Here is a 24,193-nt window from a genome sequence, read left to right on the forward strand (position 1 = left end):
CTATTAACAAAAACAAAATTGATCCTGCCAGGATATAAGTCAGCATGAATTAATCCTGAAAAATACAGACTTATCCGCTTGTCGGCGGAAATAATTAAATAACGTCAGCGTGCGGTTAAGTTATCTATCAGAAAACTCATGTTTAATGGTTCTTTCGATTGCCGAATCAAGGTCAACCGGCGCCACGAAATTATTTTGCACATTACTTTTAAATTGCGTTCTGGCGCAGAATTTCTGCACCCTGACGCGACTGATTGGGAATTTCTTGCGACTTATTTTACTCACGACATCCAATGCGGTTGCACCGCATATGCCTACGGCATAGGGAATGCGAATCGTCTTATTTTCCCTCCCCAATGAAGAGGAAATAACGTCGACCAGTTGATTCATCGTAAAGTCCGGTTTATCGACGTAGTTGCTGACCTGATAACTTGACTGTTGATCCAACGCATGTTCCAGGCGCGCGGCAATATTTTCAACGTAAGCCATCGACTTCATATTATTTCCGCTGCCAATCATCACGAAACGTCCGCTGGCGATCTGGCGGAACAGGTTATACACGTTGCCACGGTTGCCTTCGCCGAACACCACCGTCGGGCGGATGATGGTCAATTTATTTTCGGCGTCGGCCTTGCGCCAGGCTTCATAGACGTATTCCGCCTCGAGCTTGGACTTGCCGTAATGGTTGAAAGGCTCGAAACGTCCTTCTTCGCCGGTTTCCTGCTTGACGAACCCATAAACGGCAACCGACGACGTGAAAATGACTTGGTGGATATTCAATGCGGAGGCGGTCATGCAGACATGGCGTGCGCCTTCGACATTGACCTGGTAATAGAGCGAAATGGGATCGACGTTGTCCTGATGCTCCGCCGCCAGATTAATGATGGCGTCGCAGCCCGCCAGCGGTTCTTGCAAGGTCTGGGGTTGCGTCACGTCGCCATACTGATAGAGCGCCGGAAAATGTGCGCTGGGTTGCTTATCCACGATGACCAACGTCAGATCATCGCGCGCACTGAGACGTTTCGCCAGGCGTGTTCCGATAAAACCGGAACCCCCGATAATAGCTACTTTACGCTTATCCATAATTTGTCACTCAGCAGGTTCTCATTATTCCTGTCACCGCGATGGAAACAGGACGCTAATATGCGTTAGGTAATGAGTTCCAGACTGGACAAATCGAACCTGGCTTTCAAATAACAAATAATGAAATAAAAGATTTCATCAAATGTAAAATTATCGCTAAAGATAAAACCTCATTCAGCACTAATTTTTAACATCGTAAGCAACTTGATATTGCAAGGTTTTATTCGGCAATATGAGATTAATCCGACCTTTGCCCGGCGTCGAAGAGGTCTCATATTTTACCGGCAATTTAAGCTGCCCTTGCTTAGGGTCGACACATTCGATGGTCGCCTGCTCCATGCTCTCGCCCTGGTACAGGCAGAACAGGGTTTGCGGGCTGTTGGTATGAGGATTATTCAGCGTCAGCGTCAACACCACGCGCGTGTTGTTCTGAATGTCATTGATCACTGGCGGACGAGTTTGGTTGCCGAGCACATATGAAAAATGTGAAATAACCAGCAATGAAGCGAATACCGTCAGGTATTTCACTACGCGACTGGCGGGCATGCTGAAAAAGCGACGCACCGTCGTCGGCTTTTTTTCACGAGTGGGTTCATGGGATGACTCTAGCGTAGCAACAGGCGCAGCAACCAGCGTCGATTTACGCGGCTTATCTATTTTTTCATCGTTTGTTTCAGAAGACTCACTTTCACTTTCAGAAAGTTCCGCTTGAATATCAACGCTAATATCTTCACCGCCATTTAATATATCATCATCAGCGTAGTCTTCATCCTCGGATATAAAGTGAAAAGCCGCTTGATTTTCCACCTTGTAACCCAAGCGAGGAATGGTTCTGATAAGCGTATGTTCCGTGTCGCTAATTTTTTGGCGAATAGATTTAATTGTTTGATTTATCGTTGAATCTGAGCAGTAAGTTCCTTTCCAGATATTTTCTATAATTTCCGTTCGGGTAACCAGTTCTGGTGATCTGGCGACAAGCAGCGAAAGAATTTGATACTCCTTCCAACGCAGACGAAATTTCTCCCCGGCAGGAGTCAGAACATCGAGATTCCTAATCTTTATTCTTTTATCAAGATTCACTTTTAATTTCCTTAGCGTGCCTGTCCTGCACACTTTGTATAGAAATATCAAAAAATGTTCAAGAAATTAAATGTAAACTCAACAGGTTGCATTCATCGGATATTGGCCTTTATAAAAATTTTCTGATTTCATTTTTTACATTAGGCCTTATTAAGGATGTTCCGTTTATCCAAATGACTCTTTTTCCCTGTTGGCAACATGGATTTCTTTCATGGCTACCGTAAAGCTCAAATGACCACCTCATTGATTTAAAAAGAAAAAATTAGCGGCATCGTTCAATTGTTAATCGAATGAAATTGTGAAATTTCATTCTTATCCGTGAATTCATTGTGTTTTTCCACCTAATCTGATTGTCAGATAGACTACAAAAAGCCGAAAAAAACAGAATGAGAGTTATCTGATTTAACCCCGTGACACATTCCACTCGGTGTGTGCAGCATCTAAGACAAAAGCCTATTACTGATTTTATAACAATCGCACTAATTATGCCTTCCCCTCCCGAAAATTTCATTTAATCTTCGGAAAGACATTAGCGCCTTAATGTAAGAATACTCTCAATAAAACGGAAAAAGCGTGCAAATAATATAATCCGTTTTGGCGAAAATATTCCCACATTGAGAGATAGTGCTATAAAAAAAGAAAAAAACGGCAAGCGGAGATGAGAATTTTACCTAAAGACAGAAAATTTCACTGAGGAAGCAAGGAGAGATGACTCGGAATGAGCGAAATATCCCTCCCCTGTCGGGAGGGATTGAGAAAGCAGTGTGATACTCAGGCCTTTTTCTTGCGGCCATACACCGCCCAGGTGATGACCACACACAGGATATAAAACACCAGGAATACTTTCATTGCCCCCGCCGGCGAACCGGTCAGCGCCAGCGAGGTACCGAATGCCTGGGGAATAAAGAAGCCGCCGGCAGCGCCGATCGCCGAGATAAAGCCCAATGCGGCGGCGGAGTCCGTCACCGCTTCACGCTGCGCGCTCTCATCACTGCCGCCGGCCGCTTTCACGCGATCGACCGTGATTTTACGGAAAATGACGGCGATCATTTGGAAAGTCGACCCGCTGCCCAGCCCCGCCGTGAGGAACAACACCATAAAGATGCCGTAGAAGGCGATGAAAGAACCGCCCTCACCCGCCGTCGGTAAGGTCAGGAACAACAACGCGGCGAACACGGCCATCACCACAAAGTTGATCAACGTCACCCGCACGCCGCCGAAACGGTCAGACAGCGCGCCGCCGACCGGCCGTGCCAGCGCACCGAGGAACGGCCCGAAGAATGCGTAATGCAGGATCACGATGTCCGGAAATTGCGTCTTCGACAGCATGGCGAAACCGGCGGAGAAACCGATGAAAGAACCGAAGGTCGCGAGATACAGCAAACTCAGCATCCACAAATGCCCACGCTTGAGCACCGGCAGCTGCTGGCGCAGCGATGCCTTGGCCGCCGCCAGATCGTTCATGCCGAACCAGGCCGCGAGGGTGGCAACCAGCAGGAACGGCACCCAGATCCAGGCGGCGTTTTCCAGCCACAGCTGCCCCCCCTCTGCCTGATTTTGCGCCGTGCCGCCAAACAGGCCGAACAGGCTGAAAGAAATCGCCAGCGGCGCGACCAGCTGCATAACGCTGACGCCCAGATTTCCCAACCCGCCGTTGAGCCCCAACGCACCGCCCTGGCGCGCTTTCGGGAAGAAGAAGCTGATGTTGGCCATGCTGGAGGCAAAGTTGGCGCCGGCGAAACCGCACAGCAGAGAAATGATGACGAACACGCTGTACGGCGTGCTGCTGTCCTGCACCGCAAACCCTAGCCACAGGCACGGCACCAGCAGGAAGCAGGTGCTGATGGCGGTCCAGCGGCGGCCACCAAACAGCGGGATCACGAATGAATACGGCACGCGTAAAATAGCGCCCGACACCGACGGCAACGCCGTCAGGAGGAACAGCTGGTCGGTGGTGAAGTTGAAGCCCACCTTGTTCAGGTTGACCGCGACGGCGCTGAACAGCATCCAGACGCAGAAGGCCAGCAGCAGGCAGGGAATGGAAATCCACAGGTTGCGGGTGGCGATGCGATGGCCACGCTGCTGCCAAAAGGCGCTGTCTTCAGGACGCCAGTCCTGAATCAGCGCACTGGTTTTCTTTGATGAAGGCGTTGCAAGTTGCGACATAAAAACCTCAGACACGGGGGATCATTCCGCACACCCTAGGGGGCGGCCCCGGCGGCAAAGTTGATGTATATCAACCCGAATGCAAGTAGTTGGCGGCGCAAATAGCGCCCTCATCCCCTTAGGGGTACACCACAATTAAAAATTAAATACATTTAAATCAACGGACTAAAAATAAAATCCGCATCACTTTTATCGTCCTGCCCCCCCGTCGGAAACTAATGGGTACTTCATTCGAGGTATGGGGTTATGCTCAGGGATAATCAAAAATACAGCTGAATCGTTACTTGTTTATCCCGTCGCCGCCTTCGCCCCTGAGCTTCAGCGGCGCCAAACACCAGGAATCCGTGCTTATGAAACGCCTGTTGGCCCCGCTTTCGATCGTGAATCAGGTCGCCCTGTTGATGTTGCTGTCGGGCATTCTGGGCGTGGCCGGCATGGGGATTTCCGCCTGGATGTCGCAAAGCATTCAGGGCAACGCGCACGCCATCAACAAGGCCGGCTCGCTGCGTATGCAAAGCTACCGTCTGCTGGCGCAGGTGCCGCTGGATGAACGGCATGAAGCGTTGATCCGCGAACTGGAACGCGACGAAAACAGCCCCGATCTGCAGCGTTCGGTGGAACAGGAAGGGTTGACGCAACCTTTCGTCGCCCTGCGCGACTATTGGCAACAGACTCTGCAACCGCGCCTGCGCAGCGCGCAACGCCCGGCCGACGCCGCGCCACAGGTGGCGCACTTCGTGCAACTGCTGGATAAGCTGGTCTCGGATATCGACAGGCAAACCGAGCGCCGCCTGCTGATGGTGACGCTGGTGCAGGCCGGCTTCATCGCGCTGACCCTGCTGCTGCTGATCGGCACCACCTGCTACCTGCGCCGCCGGTTGCTGCATCCGTGGCGACAGCTGGTGGAGATGGCGTTGGCGGTGGGCCGCGGCGACTTTAGCCGGCGCTTCGCGCAGCGCGGCCACCAGGATGAAATGGCGTCGCTCGGCGGCGCGTTGAACACCATGTCCGACGAACTGTCGGCCACCTACAGCGGGCTGGAGCAGCGCGTGGCCGAGAAAACCGCCGACCTGCAGCAGAAAAATCAGGTGCTGAGCTTCCTCTATCGCGCCAGCCGCCTGCTGCACGCCAGCGAGCCGCTGTGCAGCCGCCTGACGCCGCTGCTCAACCAACTGCAAACCCTGACGCCGCTGCGCGCCATTCAGGTGCGGCTGTATGAAAACGACAGCCGGGAACCGCTGCTGCAGCTGAGCGGCAACCAGCCGTTGCGGCCGGAGCATTGCCATAATCCGGTGTGCAGCGCCTGTCTGAACGACAGCGACCGACAGCATCCCGACAATCCGTCGCTGAGCTGGAGCCTGAGCGACAAGCTTGGCGACTACGGCGTGATCGTGGCGCAGCATGCGCCGCAACAGCCGCTGAACGATGAGCACCGCCAGCTGATCAACACCCTGGTGGAGCAGCTGACCAGCGTGCTGGCCATCGAGCGTCAGGTCGACCACCAGCAGCAGCTGATGCTGATGGAAGAACGGGCGGCGATAGCCCGCGAGCTGCACGACTCCATCGCCCAATCGCTTTCCTGCCTGAAAATGCAAATCGCCTGCCTGCAGATGCAGGGCGAAACGCTCTCCTCCGCTAGCCAGGCGCTGGTCCAGCAGATGCGCGAAGAGCTGAACGGCGCTTATCGCCAGCTGCGCGAGCTGCTGACCACCTTCCGCCTGCAGCTGACCGAACCGGGCCTGCTGGCGGCACTGCAATCGACGGTAGCGGAGTTCAATCCCAAACTGGGCCTGAACATCAGCCTCGATTACCAGTTGGGGCCACGCACGGTGCCGGCCTACCAGGCCATTCACCTGCTGCAGATCGCCCGCGAGGCGCTCAGCAATATCCTTAAGCACGCCGCCGCCAGCGAGGTGAGCATTCAGGTCATCAATAAACGGGGCGAAGTGACCCTGAGCGTATGCGACAACGGACGCGGCCTGCCGGCCGAGACGTCTCGCCCCGATCATTACGGCTTGATCATCATGCGCGATCGCGCCAAGAGCCTGCACGGCCGCTGCGACATTTTACCGCGCAGCGGCGGCGGCACCGAGGTGCGGGTCAGCTTCACGCCGGATAACCACGCCATCGACTAACGGAGACACCATGACGACAGAAACCGCCGCCACAATCTTACTGATCGACGACCACCCGATGCTGCGCAACGGCGTAAAACAGCTGATTGGCATGGACGCTCGCCTGCAGGTCATCGCCGAAGCCAGCAACGGTGAACAAGGGGTCACGCTCGCGGAGCAGCACGATCCGGATCTGATCCTGCTCGACCTGAACATGCCCGGCATCAACGGGCTGGAAACGCTGGATCGCCTGCGCCAAACCGACCTGTCGGGGCGCGTCGTGGTGTTCAGCGTGTCCAACCATGAAGACGACGTCGTCAGCGCACTCAAACGCGGCGCCGACGGCTATCTGTTGAAAGACATGGAGCCGGAGGATCTGCTGAAGGCGCTGCATCAGGCGGCGGCCGGGCAGATGGTGCTGAGCGAAACGCTGACGCCGATCCTCGCCGCCAGCCTGCGGGAAAACCGCCCCAGCGCCGATCGCGATATTCAGCAACTGACGCCGCGCGAACGGGATATCCTGAAGCTGATCGCCCAAGGGCTGCCGAACAAGTTGATCGCCCGCCGCCTGACCATCACCGAAAGCACCGTCAAGGTACACGTCAAACACCTGCTGAAAAAGATGAAGCTAAAATCCCGCGTCGAGGCCGCCGTATGGGTACTGCAGGGTAAAAACGGTTAATCGCCGTCGTACAGCGGCCCGGTTTGCGCCGGGATCGGCGGCGGCGTCAGGGTTTTGATCGGCGGCAGGCCCGCATCATCACCGGCGGTCGCCGTCAGCGGCGGCGCCACTTTCAGCTCTATCCAGTTGGACGTCACGCGCTGCTGTTTATCGTCTTCCAGCGTGACCGATAGCCGGTAGCTGTTGGCGGCACCTGGCGCGTCGTCCCACGGCGGCACGATCGCCGTCCAGCCCTGCGGATCGTTGGCGTTATGCGGCGGCGTCAGGCTCAGCGCCTGCGTATCCCCCTGCCAACTGACGTGAGCGATACCGTTCAACGCCTTGATTTCCAGCACCAGCGGCACGGTTTCCCCTGCCTGCAGGCTCCACGGCGGCGTGGCCAGGAACACCTGCAGCGTCTTGCGCTGACGGAACTCCAGCACCGGTACGTTCTTGCGTTCGATAGGATCGTAGCGGCTGCCGCGCAGCGACTTGGCTTGCGCTACATACTCCGGCGAAATCTGCTTCACCAGCGGCACCCCGAGCCGATAGCTCAGCGCCAGTTCGACCTGATCCTGACTCTGCCCGCCCGCGCCAATCTTATGCAGCGCCTTCATCGTCACCAGCGGCACCGGCGTGTAATTGAGCCCCAGCTGCATCGCGCGCGGATCGTTTTGTTTTTTGCCGCTGCCGAACAGATCGACATTATCGCCCAGATACTGCTCATAGCTGAGCGAACCGCCGATCTGGCGATAAAACGGCAGGTAGCCTTGCGTCGTGATGTCGTAACCGCGCGCCGGACGGCTGAAAAATACCCCATCGCCGGGCTGTTGCGACAGCGCCGACAGCGGGTAGTAATAGTTGGTGGAGAAACGCAGGTAATCACCCCAGGCTTCCGCACCGACGCTGCCTCGATTGCGCTGCCGAGCGAAATCGCTGTCGAGCGCCGTGTTGTACCCCAGCAGCCAGTCGCCGGCGATCCAGCGTTGCCCCAGCGCAAAATTGCCGAGCGCCCCGGCGCTTTGCTGCAGCCAGCCGATCTGGCTGTAGGTCAGCAATCCGTCGACGTCGTACAACGGACTGAATAACTGCCCGTTACTGCCGGTAAAGTCACCCTCCCCGGTCATTTTCAGCGATAGCCGCGCGGTGCCCAGCGGCGACAACAGTTCCTGCGCCTGCTGTTGCAGCGTGTCGGTCGCCTGGCCCAACAAATAATCCTCGGCGCGGCTGCGCATCTGCTGACGTGAAACGTTGTTCAACTCTTTTTCACCCAGCTGTTTGGCCATCTCGGCCCACTGCTTCTCGCGCGCGGCATCGTCGGGCGCACCGCCCAGCTCCGGCAAGTTCTCGGCCGGATCTGCGGCTTGCTGCTGAGAAACGATAACGGCGTCCGGCGCCGGCGGGGATTCGGCGCGCACGGGCGCTGCACCGGCCAGCCACATCAGCGGCCCGGCCAGCCACACCGTTTGGCGACGGCGCCAAAATCGTTTTTGAGTCTTGATAAATTCAGCCTGAATCACGCCTTTCATGACACCGTTGGCTTTTCTCCCTCCTGGATCTCGCCAACCCACTGCTTTGCTATCGCCTTTCCCGCGACAGTTCTGAAAAACCTTACGTCCCGCCCTGGCGGGGACGCCTCTTTCTTAAAGCCTAACGGCTTGACGAGCAGAAACAATAGGATAAACCCCAATCAGCCTGAGTGACGTCGTCACTTACGCCATTTACCGATCCCTTCCGGCCGCCAGGTGAATTCACATCTTTTTAGCACCGATTTTGCCGATAAAAAGCACGGCAACCTGCTGCTGCGCGCCACCGCGCATGGCAGTGTATCACTCTGCAACACGTAAAGTGGCGATGCGTACGACTGCGCATTCCTCACAACCCACCGCATTTCACCCCGATGAAATACGCATTTTGCCGTTATTTTAACCCTCTGTTTCACAACTGACGGAGCCTTGATGTTTCTTTCCTCACTCTGGCACGCGCTGTTTTTCACCGCGCTGATTTCGGCAGGTGTGGTCGCCTTCGCGCTCATCACCCGGTTGGAGCGAACGGCGGCCGTGCGCGCCAGCCCGCCGAGATTGCGCCGTCGCAGCCTGCTGCTGACGGCCCTGGGTTTGGCGTTGGCGGCGCTGCCCTTTGACCTGCCGACAGCACATCGGCTGTGGTTACCGCCGGCCGCGGCGCTGCTGATCGCCCTGGCCTGGCTAGACTGGCGCCACCGGTGGCTGCCGGACCGGCTAACCCAGCCGCTGCTGTGGGGCGGGCTGCTGTGCAATCTTGACGCTCGCTGGGCGCCGCTGGACGACGCAGTTATCGGCGCTGCGGCCGGTTACGGGGCGCTGTGGCTACTCAACGCGCTTTATCGTCAGGTGCGGCGGCGTGACGGCATCGGCCAGGGCGATTTCAAACTGCTGGCGGCGCTGGGCGCCTGGCTCGGTTGGACGCTGTTGCCGCTGTTGGTCTGTCTGGCGGCAGCGTTCGGGTTAGGCATGGCATTGGCGCGCGGCCTGCGCCAGCGCCGCGGCTGGCGAGCGCCGCAACCTTTCGGTATCGCCCTGGCGGCGGCCGGCTGGCTGCTGCTGTTGACAGACGCCGGCCAGAATGCGCAGACGTTGTTCGGTTAGGTCTTCAGCGTCTCGATCAGCCGATTGAGCAACCCGGCTACTTCTGCCGTGCTGGCCGTTGCCGGATTGGCCAGTGGCTGGATCACCGCGAGTCTGGTCGTGGATAACACCTCATCGCTGCGAATTTCCAACGCATCGGAGGGGGGCGCGCTCAACGAAGCGCCGTCCGGCCGCCAGTAGCTGCCGCGCGTAGTCTGCACCTGATAACTGCCAAAACCGAAATCTTTCTCGACGCGGTAATATATTTCGCAGCTCAACGGCCCGGTGCGCCGCAACATAAAGGCGCTTTTCGCGCTATAGCTGCCTTTATTGACGACAAAGGCGGTCGCCTGCGAAGACAGATCGAACGTGATATATAAATCGCACGCCAGCACCTTGGTGCTTACGCCCTGTTGAAGCGTAATGTGCGTTGTGGGTTGCCGATCCGGCGCGGTCAGGGTGCCTAAAAAAGTCCACGATGGCTGCTTCGAGATGTTGCGCGGCAAATGATTGCTGGTGGAATAAGGGGCAATTCCTCGCTCGCCCAGGCTGTACATCGCTTCGACACCGCTTAAAAACGACGTAACGTCGACGGTGCTTTTGCCGGCCACCGGGACGCCGCCGTTATAGACGTTACTGAAGGTTACCTCGGTATTGTTGTTGCAGGTGGCAATCGCCACCGGGAAAGGCGTCTTGGAACCGCTGTAAAGATTCAACTGACCGATATCCCAACGGGATTCGTTGATAAATCGGCACAGCGCACCTCCGCTTTCCACATTCTGCGCGTCCTGGATATTGATATTGCCTATCGTGCCCTGGGCAAAGTTGGTGGACAACACGCTGACATTGGCGGCGCGCTGCGTGTTGCGGTTCTCGCAGCCCAACGAATTGATCGTGCCGTTAAAATCTTTGAAATAGTAGATATCGCCGATGCAGTCATCCGCGGCCAATGAGCCGACCGTAGAGTAGAACCCTGAAATTCTGAACGCAGTGCCTTTGGCGCGAGCGGCGTAGAGCCCGTCGATAAAATTGGTGGTGCCGGACTTGTTCATCCACAGCACCCCATCGCCCGGGCGATTGGCGTTAGCTTCCATCTGCACGTTCACCAGCCAGTTAATGAACATGTCGCCCGAGACAAACAGCGAATAACCGCCAACCTTGGTGTAGATGTCACGGATATCAAACTTCGTCATATTGAGATCGCTGAACCACACGCCGTGGGTATCGTCTGCGCCGGTATCATCCCGCAACGTCAAGCCATGCAGCGTCAGATTGGCGAAGCCTTTCACCACGATCACCGCTTTCTTGGTTTCGCCTTGTTCATTGGTATAGCTGCTGTCCGCGGTCTTGACGATTTTGGTCGCCCGCCCCAATCCGACCACCCGCAAACCGATGCCGCCGTAGATGTCCGTTGTCGTCTGAATCAGTACGTGCCCGGCGACCGTATACACCCGTTTGCCCAGGGACAACGTACCGCCGGCTTGCAGCGCCGCCGCCGCCGCTTTGTTGATCGCCGGCCCCCAGTTGCTTCCGTCGCTGTCCTGATAAAACTGTTCCGGCGTCACAACCTCACCGGTGGCGAGCAAAGTTGCGGCGCGCTCCACTGAAGCGTTTCCGTGATTGTCCATAATATCTCCTGACGTGATGTGTCCGCATCATTGCGAACGACCGCGCTGAAAGGCGTAAACAACACCGCCTTTCAGCGCCAATCTATCACCGTCACATGAGCACGTTATGAAATTTCATTTTATTTCACCTTGATACAACATCTCGCGCTTCGTGGTTGCAACAGCATGCGATTTCACACGCTGTCGGCCTTTGGCGCGCCAGAAACCCCGGCCAGGCGCGGGGCGCTGCCGCTACTTACTCACCCGGTCCAGATACAGCATGCTGTTGGCGATATCCAGCCGGGCGCCTTCAACGTTGTCGCGCAATGCCACCAGCGTTTGCCCCTGCAGCGCGACCACATAGGGCGAACTGGCCTGCAGTTCCCGTTGCAACGTGACGTAACGAGCGCTGCGCGCGGCGCTGTTGCCCTCTGCGGCCGCGGCACGCGTTTCCGCGCTGATGGCGGGAATGCCCCACTGGGTGCGCCAGGCCAGGGTTTTCGGCCCACCAGGCACGTTGTAGGCAAAGGCGCTGGCGTTGGTGTTCGGATCCAGGTAGTCGGCGCCCCAGTAGGTGAAGATCGCCTGAAAATCGCGGCCGCGCATCTTGCCCCACAGATCGCTTTCCACCACCGGATGGATATCCAACCGCAGCCCGGCCTGCGCAAAGCTGGCCTGCAACGCCTGCGCGATATCGGTGTACGGCGGCTGGTTGATGACGATAAGATCGATGCGCGTACCTTCAGCAATGCCGGCCTCGCGCAGGATCTGTTTGGCTTTGTCCACGTCGAGCTTAAACGGCCGATCGTCGAGCGCACCGTCCAATCCCTCCGGCAAGAAGGCCTGATGCACGCGATATTGCCCTTTCAGCAACTGCTCGGCGATGCTCTGATAATCCACCAGCCAACGCGCCGCCTGCCACAGCGCCGGATTGCCCAACGCCGGGTTGTCTTTGCTGCCGGTGTTGAAACCGAGGTAATAGATTCGGGGCGCATCGGCCTGCTCGATGCGCACACCAGACGCGTTGCGCAGCGAGTCGAACTGATCGGCGCCCAGATCGTAGGCCACGTCGGCATCCCCTTTCAGCAACAGCAAGCGGCGGGTACCGGCGTCGCTGACGTTCTTGAACAACACCGTTTTCAGCCGGGCCGGCGACGGCGCATAGTCGTTGCGGCCAAACAGCAGCGCCTCGTGCGGCACATAGTTGTTTACCCGATACGGACCGCCGCCGGCGGAATGGCTGCGCAGCCAGGCATTGCCGTAGTCCCCCTGCTGTGCGTGCTCGTTCAGCAGCTTCTCATCCACGATCGAGGCCACGTTCGCCGTCAGCAGCCGCAGCGCCAGCTCGCTGCCGATGTTGGCGGGCCAACGAAGTTGCACCTGGTTATCCCCCACCTTCTTCAACTGCTTCTCAACGTTATCCGGCGTCCAGCCAAACTCACCGAGAATAAACGACGGCGCCTTGTTCAGCTTCACCGCGCGAACCAGCGAGAAAATGACGTCTTCGGGCCGTAGCGGATTGCCGGAAGCGAAGCGTTGCTGCGCTTTCAGGGTAAAGGTCAGGCTGCGGCCATCGGCGCCCGCTTGCCAACTGCCTGCGGCGTCCGGCGCCAGCTTTTGCGGCGCGGCGCGATCCGGCGCCACCAGGCGCTGATAGAGGTTGACCAGGTTGGCCGAGCTGACGGTTTCAAAGCTCTCCGCCGGATCGAGGCTGATAATGCCCTCCAGCGAACTGACCACCACCAAGGTATCCTGCGGGGTAGCGGCCTGCGCACCGGAAGCGGCCGCCAGCGCGCCATATAATAAGGTTGGGATTAACCGTTTCATCGCTACACTCTCCACAATCACGCGGTTGCGCTGTTTGTCGAGTGTAGGGGGTAAGAATTAACGGAAGAACGACGATAAATTGCTTTATTTATTACCAAGATGGATATGCCCGCCGCGTTGGCGGGCATAGGGTCAAACGATGATGCGGCCGTGCGCCATCGCCACCGAACGATCGCACATGTGGTCAATCACGTCCGCATCGTGGCTGACCAGCACCATAGTCAGATCGCCCGCCTGTTTCAGCTCGTTGAGCAGGTTGAGGATCTCCGCCTGCACCGACATGTCCAACGCCGAAGTCGGTTCATCCAGCAACAGCAGCTTCGGCCGCAGCAACAATGCGCGCACGATCGCCACGCGCTGCCGCTGGCCGCCCGACAGCTGATGCGGGTAGCGATCCAGCAGGCGCGGATCCAACCCCACCTGGCGAAAGCCCGCGCTGATTTTACGTTCGATGTCGCTTTCCTTCAGCAGTTTGAGCGGCTCCGACAGCGTACGCAACAGCCGGTGTTTCGGGTGTAGCGAAGCATAGGGATCTTGAAACACCATTTGCACCTCGCGCCGCAGTTCGCCGGTAAACGCCAGCCCCGGCTGCAGCCGCCGCCCCAGCAACTCAAAGCCACCCTGCCAGCTGCCATTCAGCCCGGCCAGCACCCACAGCAACGAGGACTTGCCGCAGCCGGAAGGCCCCACCAGCCCGAAACACTCGCCCGGTTCGATGCGCAGGTTAACCTCATGCACCACGGTGCGCAGTTCATAACCCTGGCGGTGACTGACGCTCAGGTTTTTCAGTGCAATCACGCTCATTTCAAGGTCTCCAACAGCGCGCGATCCAGCACCGGCAACGGTTTGCCGCGCGTCTCGCGGCTCGGCCGGCACGCCCACAGCGTGCGGGTATAAGGGTGCGTGGCCTGCGCCAGCGCTGCCGCCGGCAGTTGATCCAACAGCTCGCCTTTGTACATCACCAGTACCCGCTCGCAGTGACGCGCCACCTGCTGCAAATCGTGGCTGATCAGGATCAGGCCCATATTGCGTTGCGCCACCAGGTTGTCTATCAGCTGCAGCACCTGATCGCGCATCTGGTGATCCAGTGCCGAAGTCGGTTCGTCGGCAATCAGCAACTGCGGATCGTTGATCAATGCAATGGCCAGCATCACCCGTTGCCCCATGCCGCCGGAGAGCTGATGCGGATAGCGGCGGCACAGCGCCGCCGGCTCGGGCAAGCCCACCGCCGCCAACATTTCCAGCACTTTTTCACGCCGCTCGGCGCGACTCAGCTTGGCATGCAGCACCAGCGGCTCCTCCACCTGACGGCCGATAGGCTGATTGGGATTCAGCGCATGCTTGGGATCTTGCATCACCATCGCCACCCGGTCGCCGCGCAGCCGGCTCCACTGGCGCTCGCTCAGGCGCGTTAAGTCTTCATCGCCCAGCGTCAGGCGCTGCGCCTGCAGCTGCAACGGCGGCGGCAATAGCCCCATCAGCGCACGCGCGGTCAACGATTTGCCGGAGCCGGACTCACCGACCAGCGCCAGCCGCTCCCGCCCCATGCTGAACGAAATATTCTTCACCAGCGCCACCGGCTGTGGCCCTGGCACGCCGATCGCCAGCCGTTCGATGGTCAATAAGGTGTTATCAGTGCCCATGACGAGGATCCATTTTGTCGCGCAGGCCATCGCCCAGCAGGTTAAACGCCAGGCTGGCGAACAGGATCGCCCCGCCCGGCGCGGCGGCGACCCACCATTGGTCGAAAATGACTTTACTGCCTTCGGCCACCATCGAGCCCCATTCGGCGGTCGGCGGCGCGACGCCCATGCCGAGGAACCCCAGACCAGCGGCGGACAGGATGATGCCGCCCAGACTCAGCGCCGCGCGCACCACCGCGCTCGGCAGGCATAAAGGCAAAATGTGGCCGACCATCAGCCGCAGCCCGTTGATGCCCTGCATACGCGCCGCCGCCAGGTAGTCGCTGCGGCGCAGCGCCAGGGTTTCGGCCCGCGCCTGGCGGGCAAAGGCCGGCCAACTGGTCAATGCCAGCGCCAGCGCGCCGTTCATCAGCCCTGGCCCCATGACCGCCACGAACGCCAGCGCGATCACCAGGCTCGGCAGCGACAGGAAAATGTCGGTCAGGCGCATCAAAATGCGCTCTACCCAGCCGCCGAGATAACCGGCGCCAATGCCGACCAGCAGACCGATGGGAATGGTCAACACCAGAATCAGCGACACCAGAATCAGCGTCGGCCGCGCGCCGTAAATCACGCGGGAGAGCAAATCGCGGCCAAAGCCATCGGTGCCCAGCCAATGTACGGCGGAAGGCGGCAATAACCGCAGCTCGATATGCTGCAGATTGGGATCGAAAGGCGCCAGCCACGGGGCCAGCAGCGCGGTGACGATCAGAATCGCCACCAGCGCCGCGCCCAGCGTCAGCGTGGTCAGGCGCCGACCGCGGCGGTAACCGACGGCCGGTTCGCTTTGCGGTTCGTGTTCAGAGAGATATTGGCTCATCGGGTTCGCGGATCCACTAAATAGGTCAAGGCATCGGCCAGCGCATTCAACAGCACGAAACAGCTGCCGATCAGCAGCGTGGCGCCGAGGATCGCCGGCGTGTCGGCGGCAAACAGCGCCGAGGTCAGGTAACGCCCGACGCCGGGCCAGGCGAACACCGTTTCGGTCAATACCGCCCCCTCCAGCAGGCTGGCGTAGGAGAGAGACAGCACGGTGATCAGCGTGCCCAGCACGTTGGGAAACACATGGCGCAGCAGAATGCGCAGGCGTCCGGCGCCCTTGGAACGCGCCAGCGTCACGTATTCCTTGTTGCACTCTTCCAGCATCGCCGCCCGCAGCAGCCGGGTGATGCCCGCCATCGACAGCAACGCCAACGCCACCACCGGTAGCCACAGGTGGCTGATGGCGTTGTAGAACATCTCGCGATCGCCGGACAGCCAGCTGTCGATCAACACGAAACCGCTGCGCGGCTCCATGCTGTACAAGTAGATGTCGTCAAGCCGCCCCGGCCCCGACGACCAGTGCAGCGTGGCGTAGAACAGCAGCAGCCCGAGCAGGCTCAGCCAGAAAATCGGCACCGAATAACCGATCAGCGACAGCAGACGCGCCGCGTTATCCAGCCAACTGCCCGGTTTGAGCACCGCCAGAAACGCCAGCGTAATGCCGCCGAGGGCGCCGAGGATAATGGCGCAGGTGGCCAGCTCCACCGTCGCCGGGAAGGTACGCAGCAGATCGCTCAACACCGGCTGGGCGGTGATGCGCGAAATGCCCAAATCGCCATGCGCCAGGTGCACCAGGTAACGCCAAAACTGCACCGGCAACGGTTGATCCAACCCCAGCTCGTGCCGCACCTGCGCATAGGTGGCTTCACTGGCGTGATCGCCCGCCACCTGCAGCGCCGGATCGATCGGCGCCAGGTGCGACAGCATGAAGGTGAACAGCAGCAGGCCAAGCAACGTCAGCGCCAGCGACAGCGCGCCACCGAGCAGCCGCCCGCCCCAGCGCCAATACCGCCGGGCAGCCCCGGCGCTGGCGGACACTTCAGCGGCCATTACTTGCTGACCTTGCTGTAGAACACCATGTCAGGGTTGATGCCCTGCACATAGCCCTTGAGGTTGTCACGCACCGCAATCAGGCTGCGCGCCTGCAGGCCGATGACGAACGGCGAGCTTTGCTGCACCTGTTTTTGCAGCTGCTGGTAGTCGGCCACCCGTTTGGCGGTGTCGTTTTCCGCAGTGGCGGCCAGCGTCAGCTTGCTCAGCGCCGGGATCTGCCAGTTGGCGCGCCAGGCCAGCGTCTTGCTGCCGTCTTCCGGGTTGTAGGCGAAGGCTGCTGCGTTGGTGTTAGGGTCAAAGTAATCCGGCCCCCAGGAAGTCAGCGTCGCATCGTAGTTAAGCGCTTTCACCTTGGTAGAGACCTGCGAACTGATGCCCGGCACCAGTTCGACCTTCACGCCGCCCTGGGCAAAGCTGGCCTGCAGCGCCTGGGCGATATCCAGGTACGGCGGCTGGTTGTTGACGTCCAGACGGAAACTGACGTTGCTGAGCCCCGCTTTGGCCAGTATTTCTTTGGCTTTCTGTGGATTGAAGCTGTACGGCTGATCCTTGAGCGCGCCCAGATAACCGTCCGGCAGGAATGCCTGATGGCTCTGGAACTGCCCTTTCAGCAGATCGTCGGCGATGCCTTTGTAATCGAACAGCCAGCGCGCCGCCTCCCAGAACGCCGGATTGCCGAGCGCCGGCGACGCCTTGGCGTTGAACTGCAGGAAATAAAGTGAGGCGTAAGGAATGGCCAACGGTTTGACGCCCGGCTTGCCCTTCAGGGCCGCCATCTGGTCTGCCCCCAGATTGCGCGCGATATCGGCATCGCCCTGTTCGATCAGCAAGCGGCGCGCGGCCGGATCGGGCACGTTTTTGATCAGGATGGTTTTCAGCGTCGGCGCCCCTTCCGGCGAACCGGGGTTGGCGTCCAGCACCACCACTTCGTGCGGCACATAGGTGCGGATTTTATAAGGGCCGCTGCCGGCGGAGTGGCTGTTCAACCATTGGTGCCCCAGATCGTCGCCCTGCTGGTGCGCCAGCGCCTCTTTGGCGTCGACGATCGACGATACCGGCGCCGACAGCAGGCTGAGCACGAAGGCCGGGCTGACGTTTTCACTCCAGCTGATTTTCACCTGGTGGTCATCCACCTTGCTCAGGTGTTGCTCCACATTCTTCGCGTTCCAGCCCAGCTGCGTCAGGATAAACGACGGTTCCAGATTCAGTTTCACCACCCGCGAAAGCGAGAAGATCACGTCTTCCGGCCGCAGTGGATTGCCACTGGCGAATTTGGCATCCGGGCGCAGGCTGAAAGTCAGGCTGCGATTGTCGGCGCCGGCCTGCCAGCTGCTGGCCAGGGTCGGCTTGAGATCGATAGGGTTGTGCGGATCGGACTGGATCAGACGTTGATACAGGCTGTTGAACGACTGCACCGTGGTTAACTCAAATCCCTGGGCCGGGTCAAAGCTGACCACGTCATCGATAGACTGCGCGATCACCAGCGTGTTGGCCGGCGTCGCCGCCTGCGCGTTAACGCCGGCCGCCACGGCCAAAAACAGTAAAGAAGGAACGAGCGCTTTCATCTGAAACTCTCCAAGCGGATGGAATTTATAATAATTTCGCGAGTGTATGCGAGCACGATCGGCAGCTGAAGGTACTTAAATCACTATAGATATTCTTTTTATGTATATAGATGGGATTTTGATTATTAGGGGGGACGATGCAGAATGCGCGGCAGGCGTTGCCTGCCGCTTATCGATTAAATCTGGTAGTCAATCACCGCATCCAGCTGCGACGAGAAGACCTTGTCCTTGATTTCGGTCAGCGACAGCGTCGGGTTGCACAGCTGGATAAAGCGCCAGGCATAGTTGCGCTGCAGCTGGCTGCGTTTCAGCCCCAACCATACCGTATTGGGTTCAAACAGGTGCTCGGCGTTGAGGCTCACCAACCCGCGATCGCGCTCTTTTTCATACGACATGTCCGCCAGCACGCCCACGCCCAATCCCAGTTCGACGTAGGTTTTAATTACGTCGGAATCCTGCGCGCTGAGCGCGATGTCCGGCGTCAGGCCCGCCGCTTTGAACGCCGCATCCAGCTTCGCGCGCCCGGTAATGCCCTGGCGATAAGTGATCAGCGGCAAGGTGCTGAGCATCTCCAGCGTCACCTGCGGCTGGCGCGTCAACTCGTGCCCTTCCGGCACCAAAATGGTGTGATGCCAGCGATAGTAAGGGAACGCCGCCAGCGATTCGTCGCTCATCAGCCGTTCGCTGGCGATACCGATATCGGCTTCGCCGGCGGCCAGCATCGAGACGATCTCCTCCGGGCTGCCCTGATTGAGCACCACCCGCACCCGCGGGTAAAGCGCGCGAAACTCTTTGATGACCCCCGGCAGGCTGTAGCGCGCCTGGGTGTGCGTCGTCGCGATATGCAGCTGCCCCGAATCGTTGCTGCTGAAGACGTCCGCCAGGCGACGGATGTTGTTGGCGTCGTTGAGAATGCGTTCCGCCACCACCAGCAGCTCTTTGCCGGGTTCGGTCATGCCCAGCAGCCGCTTACCGCGGCGAATGAATATTTCAATGCCCAGCTCTTCTTCCAGCTCGCGAATATGCCGACTGACGCCGGACTGCGAAGTAAATAAGGTATTGGCGACCTCGGTCAGGTTGTAGTTGCAGCGCGCCGATTCGCGAATAATTTTTAATTGTTGAAAGTTCATCCCCGTCTCCCTGTTTCTTGCGGTAGCGTCGCCCTATTGATACGGAGTCCCACGGGGCTGAACAAATAAGAAATAACCTTTAGTTATGCAATTTAATACTAAGTGAATTATTTATCGTGACTCTCGGGGTGGGAAGACGGAGGAAAATGATGAATGGCTTTAAAAATAACGAGATAAATAACCATACAAAAAAGAAGCCTTAAATAATCATGCAGTATAAAGTTATTAAATAGAGGTATTAGATATATGAAAAAGGGCTCAACATGCTGAGCCCTTTACTGCCTGCCACATTACCAACGCCTCAGGCCGTGGCCTCGGCTCCGAAAGCGCCGGGGCGGTTCTGCTGCAACCATTGCTGTACATAGCGCACCAGATCGCCAATGCAATCATCCTGCATGCCGTGGTGCTTCAGCTCGTTATCCAGCGCAAACAGGTATTGCGCGTTGGTGCCCAGCGGGCCGCTGGCGCTGGCGATCAAGGGCGCGATCACCTGGTGGCTGGTGTCTGCTTCAAACAGCGGATGCTGCGCGTTCATCACGAACACCAGCGCCGTAACGGTCTCTCCGCCATCCAACTGCAGTTCACACCAGGTCGGTACATAGCAATCGGTGATCATCTCGCGCTTCCACAGCAGCTCCAGCTCTTCGCGCAGCTTGCCTTCCGGCAGACGAAACGCCAATCCGGTGGTCTGGCCGCCCTCTTTCAGCGCCAGCATGCGCCCCGGCTGATGCAGCGTGCCACGCCCGGCGGTCAAACGCATGCAGAACGCCCGATGCCAGCCCTGCAGCATGGCAGGCCGCACTTCTTCCGATTCGAAAACCGGATTCCACATCAGCGAACCGTAACCAAACACCCATACCGGGCTGTGATTCGGCCTACGCGATAACGTGCACTCCAACGAGGCTGCGCGCTGCTCAGGCGTCAGCAACAGCGATTCCTCAATAGCGCCAAAGGCGGTTTTGCAATCCGCTTTTTGCAGAAAATCTCGCGTTAACACTGTTACAACCTCCCGGGAATACGATTTCTCGTCCTCCCTCGCCACTACTGAACCTTTGCAATTTTATTTTTTGGTGCGGAATTTTATTAATTCAATAACCGCGCCGATTAATAATGACCATATTCTTTTCCCACCGCGCAATCAAGTTGCAAAGCGGCGTTAACGTGGAAAAGTATTTGTACTGAGCAGCAATAATATTAATTGCCGAGGTCAGCATAACGTCTGTGCGATTTTAGCAGGCCATAAAGGCGTTACTTTTTGTGCCAACGCTCATCGTCGCCCTTGCGATAGCTTTGCTTGACCGCCGCCCAGGCCACCTTGTGCGCCGTCTCCTCCCGGCTGTCGTCACCGCGTCGGTCTTCAGGATCCCGGTATTGTTGCCAGGCGCTGTTGAACGCCTCTTTATAGATCGCCTGCGCATGGGCCGGCAGCACATGCTTCACATTGTCCGGCAAGTCGTTCGTGTCTTGATAGGGCATCACGTCCTCCCGTGCGTATTCCGTGAACCTTAAGCCTAGCTCACACGCAGTTGCGCCTCAATGAGCAAACAATTCTCATTATCAAACGGCATGATATACTCACCGCCAAACGAACTATAAGGAGATCCCCGTGACTACCGAAGCCCCTCGCTCACGCGCCCCCTACCTGATCGCCGTCAGCGCCGTACAGGACATTACGCCGCACCTGCGCCGCATCACCTTTACCGCGCCCGATCTGCGCTACTACCCGGCCAACGCCGCCGCTGCGCACATCAAGGTCTTTTTGCCGCTCGCCGGCCAAACCCAGCCGGATCTGCCGACGCTGACCGAAAACGGTCCGCGCTGGGCCGCGGACGCCGTGCGCCCGATCGTACGCACCTATTCCATTCGCGCGGTGCGCCCGGAACAGGCGGAAGTGGACATCGAATTCGCGATTCACGATCACCAGGGACCGGCGGTCGATTTTGCGCGCCAGGCGAAAGCCGGCGATAAAATCGGCATCAGCAACCCGGGCGGCCCCAAACCGATGCTGCCGGCGGCCGATTTCTACTGCCTGGCGGGCGATCCTTCCTCGCTACCTGCGTTGGCCGCGCTGCTGGAAAACCTGCCGCCGCACAGCGCCGGACGCGCTTTCGTCCGCGTCGACAGCACCGCTGACGTGATTGACTTGAAAAAACCCGCCGATGTTGAAGTCAATTGGATCGTCGGCAGCACGGAGAAAACCGAGGAACTGATCGCTCAGTTCCGCGCGCAGTCCCTGCCGCAGGGCGAAGCGCACTTCTGGCTCGCCGGTGAAGATCGCCTGGTGGTGGGGTTGCGTCGATACCTGCGCCGTGAACGCCAATGCGATCGCAATCGCCTTTATGCCGTACCTTACTGGCGTGAAGGGCTAAATGAAGAGGGTTACCACAATAAACGGCATGAAATCATGGATAACATTGATGACTGACGGTCTCATTTTCCTTGATTAACCAAGTGGTAAATGAGTAAACACGACTTTTCTCAAATCTAACGTTAAAAATTGGCGTTACTGCGTAAAAGTAAGTAAATAAAACCGCACCCCGTGCGGTTTTTTTGTTACCCTGATCACATAAAGCAAGCAATTGCTTTCTCAGATAAAAACAACATCACACCGGCGCCGTGGGTGTATCCTAATATAAAATACCTACTGGAAACGCAGAGTTGCCGCATCACGGCGACCGGCGCTGACGGGCTACGCTGTTTGAGAAGGAGTGCCACCCTCATGAAGTCGCAACACGATCCTGGCCGATCCACCAAGTCTCGCCATACCGAATACTCGCTGATCTTCCCCATCGCCGCGCTGGTGGTGTTGAATCTGTGGAGCAGCACCACTCACTTTCCGCTGATCGTCGGCATCAACATTCTCGCGCTGGTGGGGATCCTCAGCAGCGCCTTCAGCGTGGTGCGCCACGCCGACGTGCTCGCCCACCGGTTGGGCGAACCCTACGGCTCGCTGATCCTCAGCCTGTCGGTGGTGATCCTCGAGGTCAGCCTGATCTCGGCGCTGATGGCCACCGGCGACGCCGCACCGGCGCTGATGCGCGACACGCTGTACTCCATCATCATGATCGTTTCCGCCGGCCTGGTCGGGTTCGCGCTGCTGCTCGGCGGGCGCAAGTTCGCCACCCAGTACGTCAACCTGGGCGGCATCAAACAGTATCTGATGGCGATTTTCCCGCTGGCGGTGATCGTGCTGGTGTTCCCGAGCGCGCTGCCGGGCGGCAACTTCAGCACCGGGCAAGCGCTGTTGGTCGCGCTGATCTCCGCCGCCATGTATGGCGTGTTCCTGGTGATCCAGACCAAAACTCACCAGAGTCTGTTCGTGTACGAGCATGAAGACGACGATGGCGACCCGCATCACGGCAAGCCCTCTTCCCACAGCAGTGCCTGGCATGCCGCCTGGCTCGTCGTACACCTGATCGCGGTTATCGCCGTCACCAAGTTCAACGCCAATCCGCTGGAAGGCCTGCTGACCAAGATGAACGCGCCGGCGCAGTTCACCGGTTTCCTGGTGGCGCTGCTGATCCTGTCGCCTGAAGGCCTGGGGGCGCTGCGCGCCGTGTTGAACAACCAGGTGCAACGCGCCATGAACCTGTTCTTCGGCTCGGTGCTGGCGACCATCTCCCTGACGGTACCGGCGGTCACCATCATCGCCACCCTGACCGGGCAAACGCTGATCTTCGGCCTGCAGACGCCGCATATCGTGGTGATGCTGACGGTGCTGCTGCTGTGCCAGCTGTCGTTCTCGACCGGCCGTACCAACGTGCTGAACGGCACCGCCCACCTGGCGCTGTTCGCCGCCTACATGATGACTATCTTCGCCTGATCAAAAAGGGGCGCACACCGTGCGCCCCTGTCTTCGTTTATACCGAGAAGAATATCGCCGCGGCGATCCCCCCGAACAAAATCCACTTGATGATGTAATAGCCGGTGCGGTTCCAGGCCTTCAGGCGTTTCCCCACCCGGCGTATCGCATAGATGTATTTGAACATCTTGTTGACGCCGCCGGTGCGATCGCCCTCTTCGTTCGGCGCGGTGGCGGCGCTCATCAGATTACGCCCCAGCCAGTGGTTAACCGCCTGCGCCCAGCGATAACGCATCGGCCGTTCGATGTCGCAGAACAGGATCAGACGGTTCTGCCCACTCTGGTTTTCCGCGTAGTGCAGATAGGTTTCATCGAACATCACGCCTTCCCCATCGCGCCAGCTGTAGCGCTCGCCGTCCACTTCAATAAAGCAGCGGTCATCGTTGGGGGTCATCAGCCCCAGGTGATAACGCAGCGAACCGGCGTAAGGATCGCGGTGGCGCGGCAAACGGCTGCCGTCCGGCAGTTCGGCGAACATCGCCGCCTTGACCGAAGGCAGGCGGCGCAGCAGTTCCGTGGTCTGCGGGCACAGGGTCATGGCCGAAGGATGACTGTCCTCATACCATTTCAGGTAAAAGCGCTTCCAACCGGTCTTGAAAAACGAGTTGAAACCGGCGTCGTTGAATTGATCGGACGCCTTGATCTGCTGGATCTCCATCAGCTTCTGTCCTTCGTCGCGGATGGTCTCCCAGTTATCTCTCAACACCGCCAGCTCAGGAAACTGCTCCGGCCTCAGATACGGCGTGGTCGGCACACGGGAAAACAGATACATGAAAACGTTCAACGGTGCGGTAAAGGTGGAATGGTCAGACAGCTGCCGCCACACGTTGTAGCGCACCCGTCCGCGGTAATGCACATAGACGACGCATAAAATAAGCAAAATCAGAATGATGTATTTCATGTTTGAATCGCATCAAAGAACCTACACGCTATGC

20 protein-coding genes are annotated in these 24,193 nt (G+C 58.4%); 5 read left to right on the forward strand and 15 right to left on the reverse strand.

What is annotated here, in order from left to right:
• Nucleotides 1-120 precede the first annotated feature (120 nt).
• From C9411_RS02740 to C9411_RS02750, 3 genes are all read right to left on the reverse strand, one after another.
• Complete coding sequence (locus tag C9411_RS02740; RefSeq protein WP_063990224.1) at nt 121-1,083, reverse strand: NAD(P)-dependent oxidoreductase; 963 nt, start codon at nt 1,081-1,083, stop codon at nt 121-123.
• A 180-nt stretch (nt 1,084-1,263) separates the two neighbouring features.
• Nucleotides 1,264-2,163, reverse strand: coding sequence for a helix-turn-helix domain-containing protein (locus tag C9411_RS02745; protein ID WP_063990225.1), 900 nt, complete (start codon nt 2,161-2,163; stop codon nt 1,264-1,266).
• Between the two features lie 771 nt (nt 2,164-2,934).
• Nucleotides 2,935-4,329, reverse strand: a complete 1,395-nt coding sequence (locus tag C9411_RS02750) for a NarK family nitrate/nitrite MFS transporter (RefSeq protein WP_107226361.1) — start codon at nt 4,327-4,329, stop codon at nt 2,935-2,937.
• 350 nt (nt 4,330-4,679) lie between these two features.
• On the opposite strand from C9411_RS02750, the gene narX reads away from it, so the two are divergent.
• Both narX and narL read left to right on the forward strand, forming a co-directional pair.
• Nucleotides 4,680-6,464, forward strand: coding sequence for a nitrate/nitrite two-component system sensor histidine kinase NarX (narX, locus tag C9411_RS02755; protein ID WP_107226591.1), 1,785 nt, complete (start codon nt 4,680-4,682; stop codon nt 6,462-6,464).
• A 10-nt stretch (nt 6,465-6,474) separates the two neighbouring features.
• On the forward strand, nt 6,475-7,125 hold the full coding sequence (gene narL / locus C9411_RS02760) for a two-component system response regulator NarL (protein ID WP_016927346.1): 651 nt from the start codon (nt 6,475-6,477) through the stop codon (nt 7,123-7,125).
• On the opposite strand, the gene C9411_RS02765 is transcribed toward narL, so the two are convergent.
• Nucleotides 7,122-8,633 carry a YchO/YchP family invasin gene (locus C9411_RS02765; protein ID WP_107226362.1) on the reverse strand — a complete coding sequence of 504 codons (1,512 nt, stop codon included), beginning with the start codon at nt 8,631-8,633 and terminating at the stop codon, nt 7,122-7,124. The genes narL and C9411_RS02765 overlap by 4 nt on opposite strands.
• A 429-nt stretch (nt 8,634-9,062) precedes the next feature.
• Here C9411_RS02765 and C9411_RS02770 point away from each other — a divergent pair, with 429 nt between their 5' ends.
• The gene (locus tag C9411_RS02770) at nt 9,063-9,731 is read left to right on the forward strand and encodes an A24 family peptidase (protein WP_107226363.1); all 669 of its coding nucleotides are present in this window, start codon (nt 9,063-9,065) and stop codon (nt 9,729-9,731) included.
• Here the strand turns inward: C9411_RS02770 and C9411_RS02775 are convergent.
• The 10 genes from C9411_RS02775 to chaB form a co-directional block, all read right to left on the reverse strand.
• Nucleotides 9,728-11,338, reverse strand: a complete 1,611-nt coding sequence (locus C9411_RS02775) for a hypothetical protein (RefSeq protein WP_107226364.1) — start codon at nt 11,336-11,338, stop codon at nt 9,728-9,730. The two genes, C9411_RS02770 and C9411_RS02775, sit on opposite strands and share 4 nt — an antisense overlap.
• Nucleotides 11,339-11,569: 231 nt before the next feature.
• Nucleotides 11,570-13,144, reverse strand: a complete 1,575-nt coding sequence (locus tag C9411_RS02780; protein WP_107226365.1) for an ABC transporter substrate-binding protein — start codon at nt 13,142-13,144, stop codon at nt 11,570-11,572.
• Nucleotides 13,145-13,276: 132 nt separating this feature from the next.
• Nucleotides 13,277-13,948, reverse strand: coding sequence for an ABC transporter ATP-binding protein (locus tag C9411_RS02785; RefSeq protein ID WP_107226366.1), 672 nt, complete (start codon nt 13,946-13,948; stop codon nt 13,277-13,279).
• Nucleotides 13,945-14,787: an ABC transporter ATP-binding protein gene (locus tag C9411_RS02790; protein ID WP_107226367.1), complete on the reverse strand. Its 843-nt coding sequence runs from the start codon at nt 14,785-14,787 to the stop codon at nt 13,945-13,947. The genes C9411_RS02785 and C9411_RS02790 overlap by 4 nt, the downstream gene beginning before the upstream one ends.
• Nucleotides 14,777-15,646, reverse strand: coding sequence for an ABC transporter permease (locus C9411_RS02795; protein WP_049202024.1), 870 nt, complete (start codon nt 15,644-15,646; stop codon nt 14,777-14,779). Before C9411_RS02795 ends, C9411_RS02790 begins: the two co-directional genes overlap by 11 nt.
• Entirely contained in the window at nt 15,643-16,698 is a 1,056-nt protein-coding gene (locus C9411_RS02800) for an ABC transporter permease (RefSeq protein WP_107226368.1), read from the reverse strand. The genes C9411_RS02795 and C9411_RS02800 overlap by 4 nt, the downstream gene beginning before the upstream one ends.
• On the reverse strand, nt 16,698-18,266 hold the full coding sequence (locus C9411_RS02805; protein WP_107226369.1) for an ABC transporter substrate-binding protein: 1,569 nt from the start codon (nt 18,264-18,266) through the stop codon (nt 16,698-16,700). The genes C9411_RS02800 and C9411_RS02805 overlap by 1 nt, the downstream gene beginning before the upstream one ends.
• Nucleotides 18,267-18,442: 176 nt before the next feature.
• A complete protein-coding gene (gene cbl / locus C9411_RS02810) occupies nt 18,443-19,396 on the reverse strand; it encodes an HTH-type transcriptional regulator Cbl (RefSeq protein WP_033634950.1) in 954 nt (317 codons plus the stop codon).
• Nucleotides 19,397-19,697: 301 nt separating this feature from the next.
• The gene (locus C9411_RS02815; protein WP_063990234.1) at nt 19,698-20,393 is read right to left on the reverse strand and encodes a gamma-glutamylcyclotransferase; all 696 of its coding nucleotides are present in this window, start codon (nt 20,391-20,393) and stop codon (nt 19,698-19,700) included.
• A gap of 251 nt (nt 20,394-20,644) precedes the next feature.
• Entirely contained in the window at nt 20,645-20,872 is a 228-nt protein-coding gene (gene chaB / locus C9411_RS02820) for a putative cation transport regulator ChaB (protein ID WP_049202016.1), read from the reverse strand.
• Nucleotides 20,873-21,002: 130 nt separating this feature from the next.
• Here chaB and C9411_RS02825 point away from each other — a divergent pair, with 130 nt between their 5' ends.
• Complete coding sequence (locus C9411_RS02825; protein ID WP_063990236.1) at nt 21,003-21,821, forward strand: siderophore-interacting protein; 819 nt, start codon at nt 21,003-21,005, stop codon at nt 21,819-21,821.
• A gap of 294 nt (nt 21,822-22,115) precedes the next feature.
• Nucleotides 22,116-23,219: a sodium-potassium/proton antiporter ChaA gene (chaA, locus tag C9411_RS02830; RefSeq protein WP_063990237.1), complete on the forward strand. Its 1,104-nt coding sequence runs from the start codon at nt 22,116-22,118 to the stop codon at nt 23,217-23,219.
• Between the two features lie 37 nt (nt 23,220-23,256).
• On the opposite strand, the gene lpxO is transcribed toward chaA, so the two are convergent.
• Complete coding sequence (gene lpxO, locus C9411_RS02835) at nt 23,257-24,159, reverse strand: lipid A hydroxylase LpxO (RefSeq protein WP_063990238.1); 903 nt, start codon at nt 24,157-24,159, stop codon at nt 23,257-23,259.
• Between the last annotated feature and the right edge of the window lie 34 nt (nt 24,160-24,193).

Origin of the sequence: Serratia sp. Nf2 (assembly GCF_003028435.1) — a bacterium.
GTDB lineage: Bacteria > Pseudomonadota > Gammaproteobacteria > Enterobacterales > Enterobacteriaceae > Serratia > Serratia marcescens_L.

Coding starts and splice junctions, on each gene's coding strand:
- C9411_RS02785 (WP_107226366.1), bottom strand. CDS start 13,948: ATGAGCGTGATTGCACTGAAAAACCTGAGCGTCAGTCACCGCCAGGGT.
- C9411_RS02765 (WP_107226362.1), bottom strand. CDS start 8,633: ATGAAAGGCGTGATTCAGGCTGAATTTATCAAGACTCAAAAACGATTT.
- C9411_RS02800 (WP_107226368.1), bottom strand. CDS start 16,698: ATGGCCGCTGAAGTGTCCGCCAGCGCCGGGGCTGCCCGGCGGTATTGG.
- C9411_RS02770 (WP_107226363.1), top strand. CDS start 9,063: ATGTTTCTTTCCTCACTCTGGCACGCGCTGTTTTTCACCGCGCTGATT.
- C9411_RS02740 (WP_063990224.1), bottom strand. CDS start 1,083: ATGGATAAGCGTAAAGTAGCTATTATCGGGGGTTCCGGTTTTATCGGA.
- lpxO (WP_063990238.1), bottom strand. CDS start 24,159: ATGAAATACATCATTCTGATTTTGCTTATTTTATGCGTCGTCTATGTG.
- narX (WP_107226591.1), top strand. CDS start 4,680: ATGAAACGCCTGTTGGCCCCGCTTTCGATCGTGAATCAGGTCGCCCTG.
- chaB (WP_049202016.1), bottom strand. CDS start 20,872: ATGCCCTATCAAGACACGAACGACTTGCCGGACAATGTGAAGCATGTG.
- C9411_RS02750 (WP_107226361.1), bottom strand. CDS start 4,329: ATGTCGCAACTTGCAACGCCTTCATCAAAGAAAACCAGTGCGCTGATT.
- C9411_RS02805 (WP_107226369.1), bottom strand. CDS start 18,266: ATGAAAGCGCTCGTTCCTTCTTTACTGTTTTTGGCCGTGGCGGCCGGC.
- C9411_RS02780 (WP_107226365.1), bottom strand. CDS start 13,144: ATGAAACGGTTAATCCCAACCTTATTATATGGCGCGCTGGCGGCCGCT.
- C9411_RS02790 (WP_107226367.1), bottom strand. CDS start 14,787: ATGGGCACTGATAACACCTTATTGACCATCGAACGGCTGGCGATCGGC.
- cbl (WP_033634950.1), bottom strand. CDS start 19,396: ATGAACTTTCAACAATTAAAAATTATTCGCGAATCGGCGCGCTGCAAC.
- C9411_RS02775 (WP_107226364.1), bottom strand. CDS start 11,338: ATGGACAATCACGGAAACGCTTCAGTGGAGCGCGCCGCAACTTTGCTC.
- chaA (WP_063990237.1), top strand. CDS start 22,116: ATGAAGTCGCAACACGATCCTGGCCGATCCACCAAGTCTCGCCATACC.
- C9411_RS02795 (WP_049202024.1), bottom strand. CDS start 15,646: ATGAGCCAATATCTCTCTGAACACGAACCGCAAAGCGAACCGGCCGTC.
- narL (WP_016927346.1), top strand. CDS start 6,475: ATGACGACAGAAACCGCCGCCACAATCTTACTGATCGACGACCACCCG.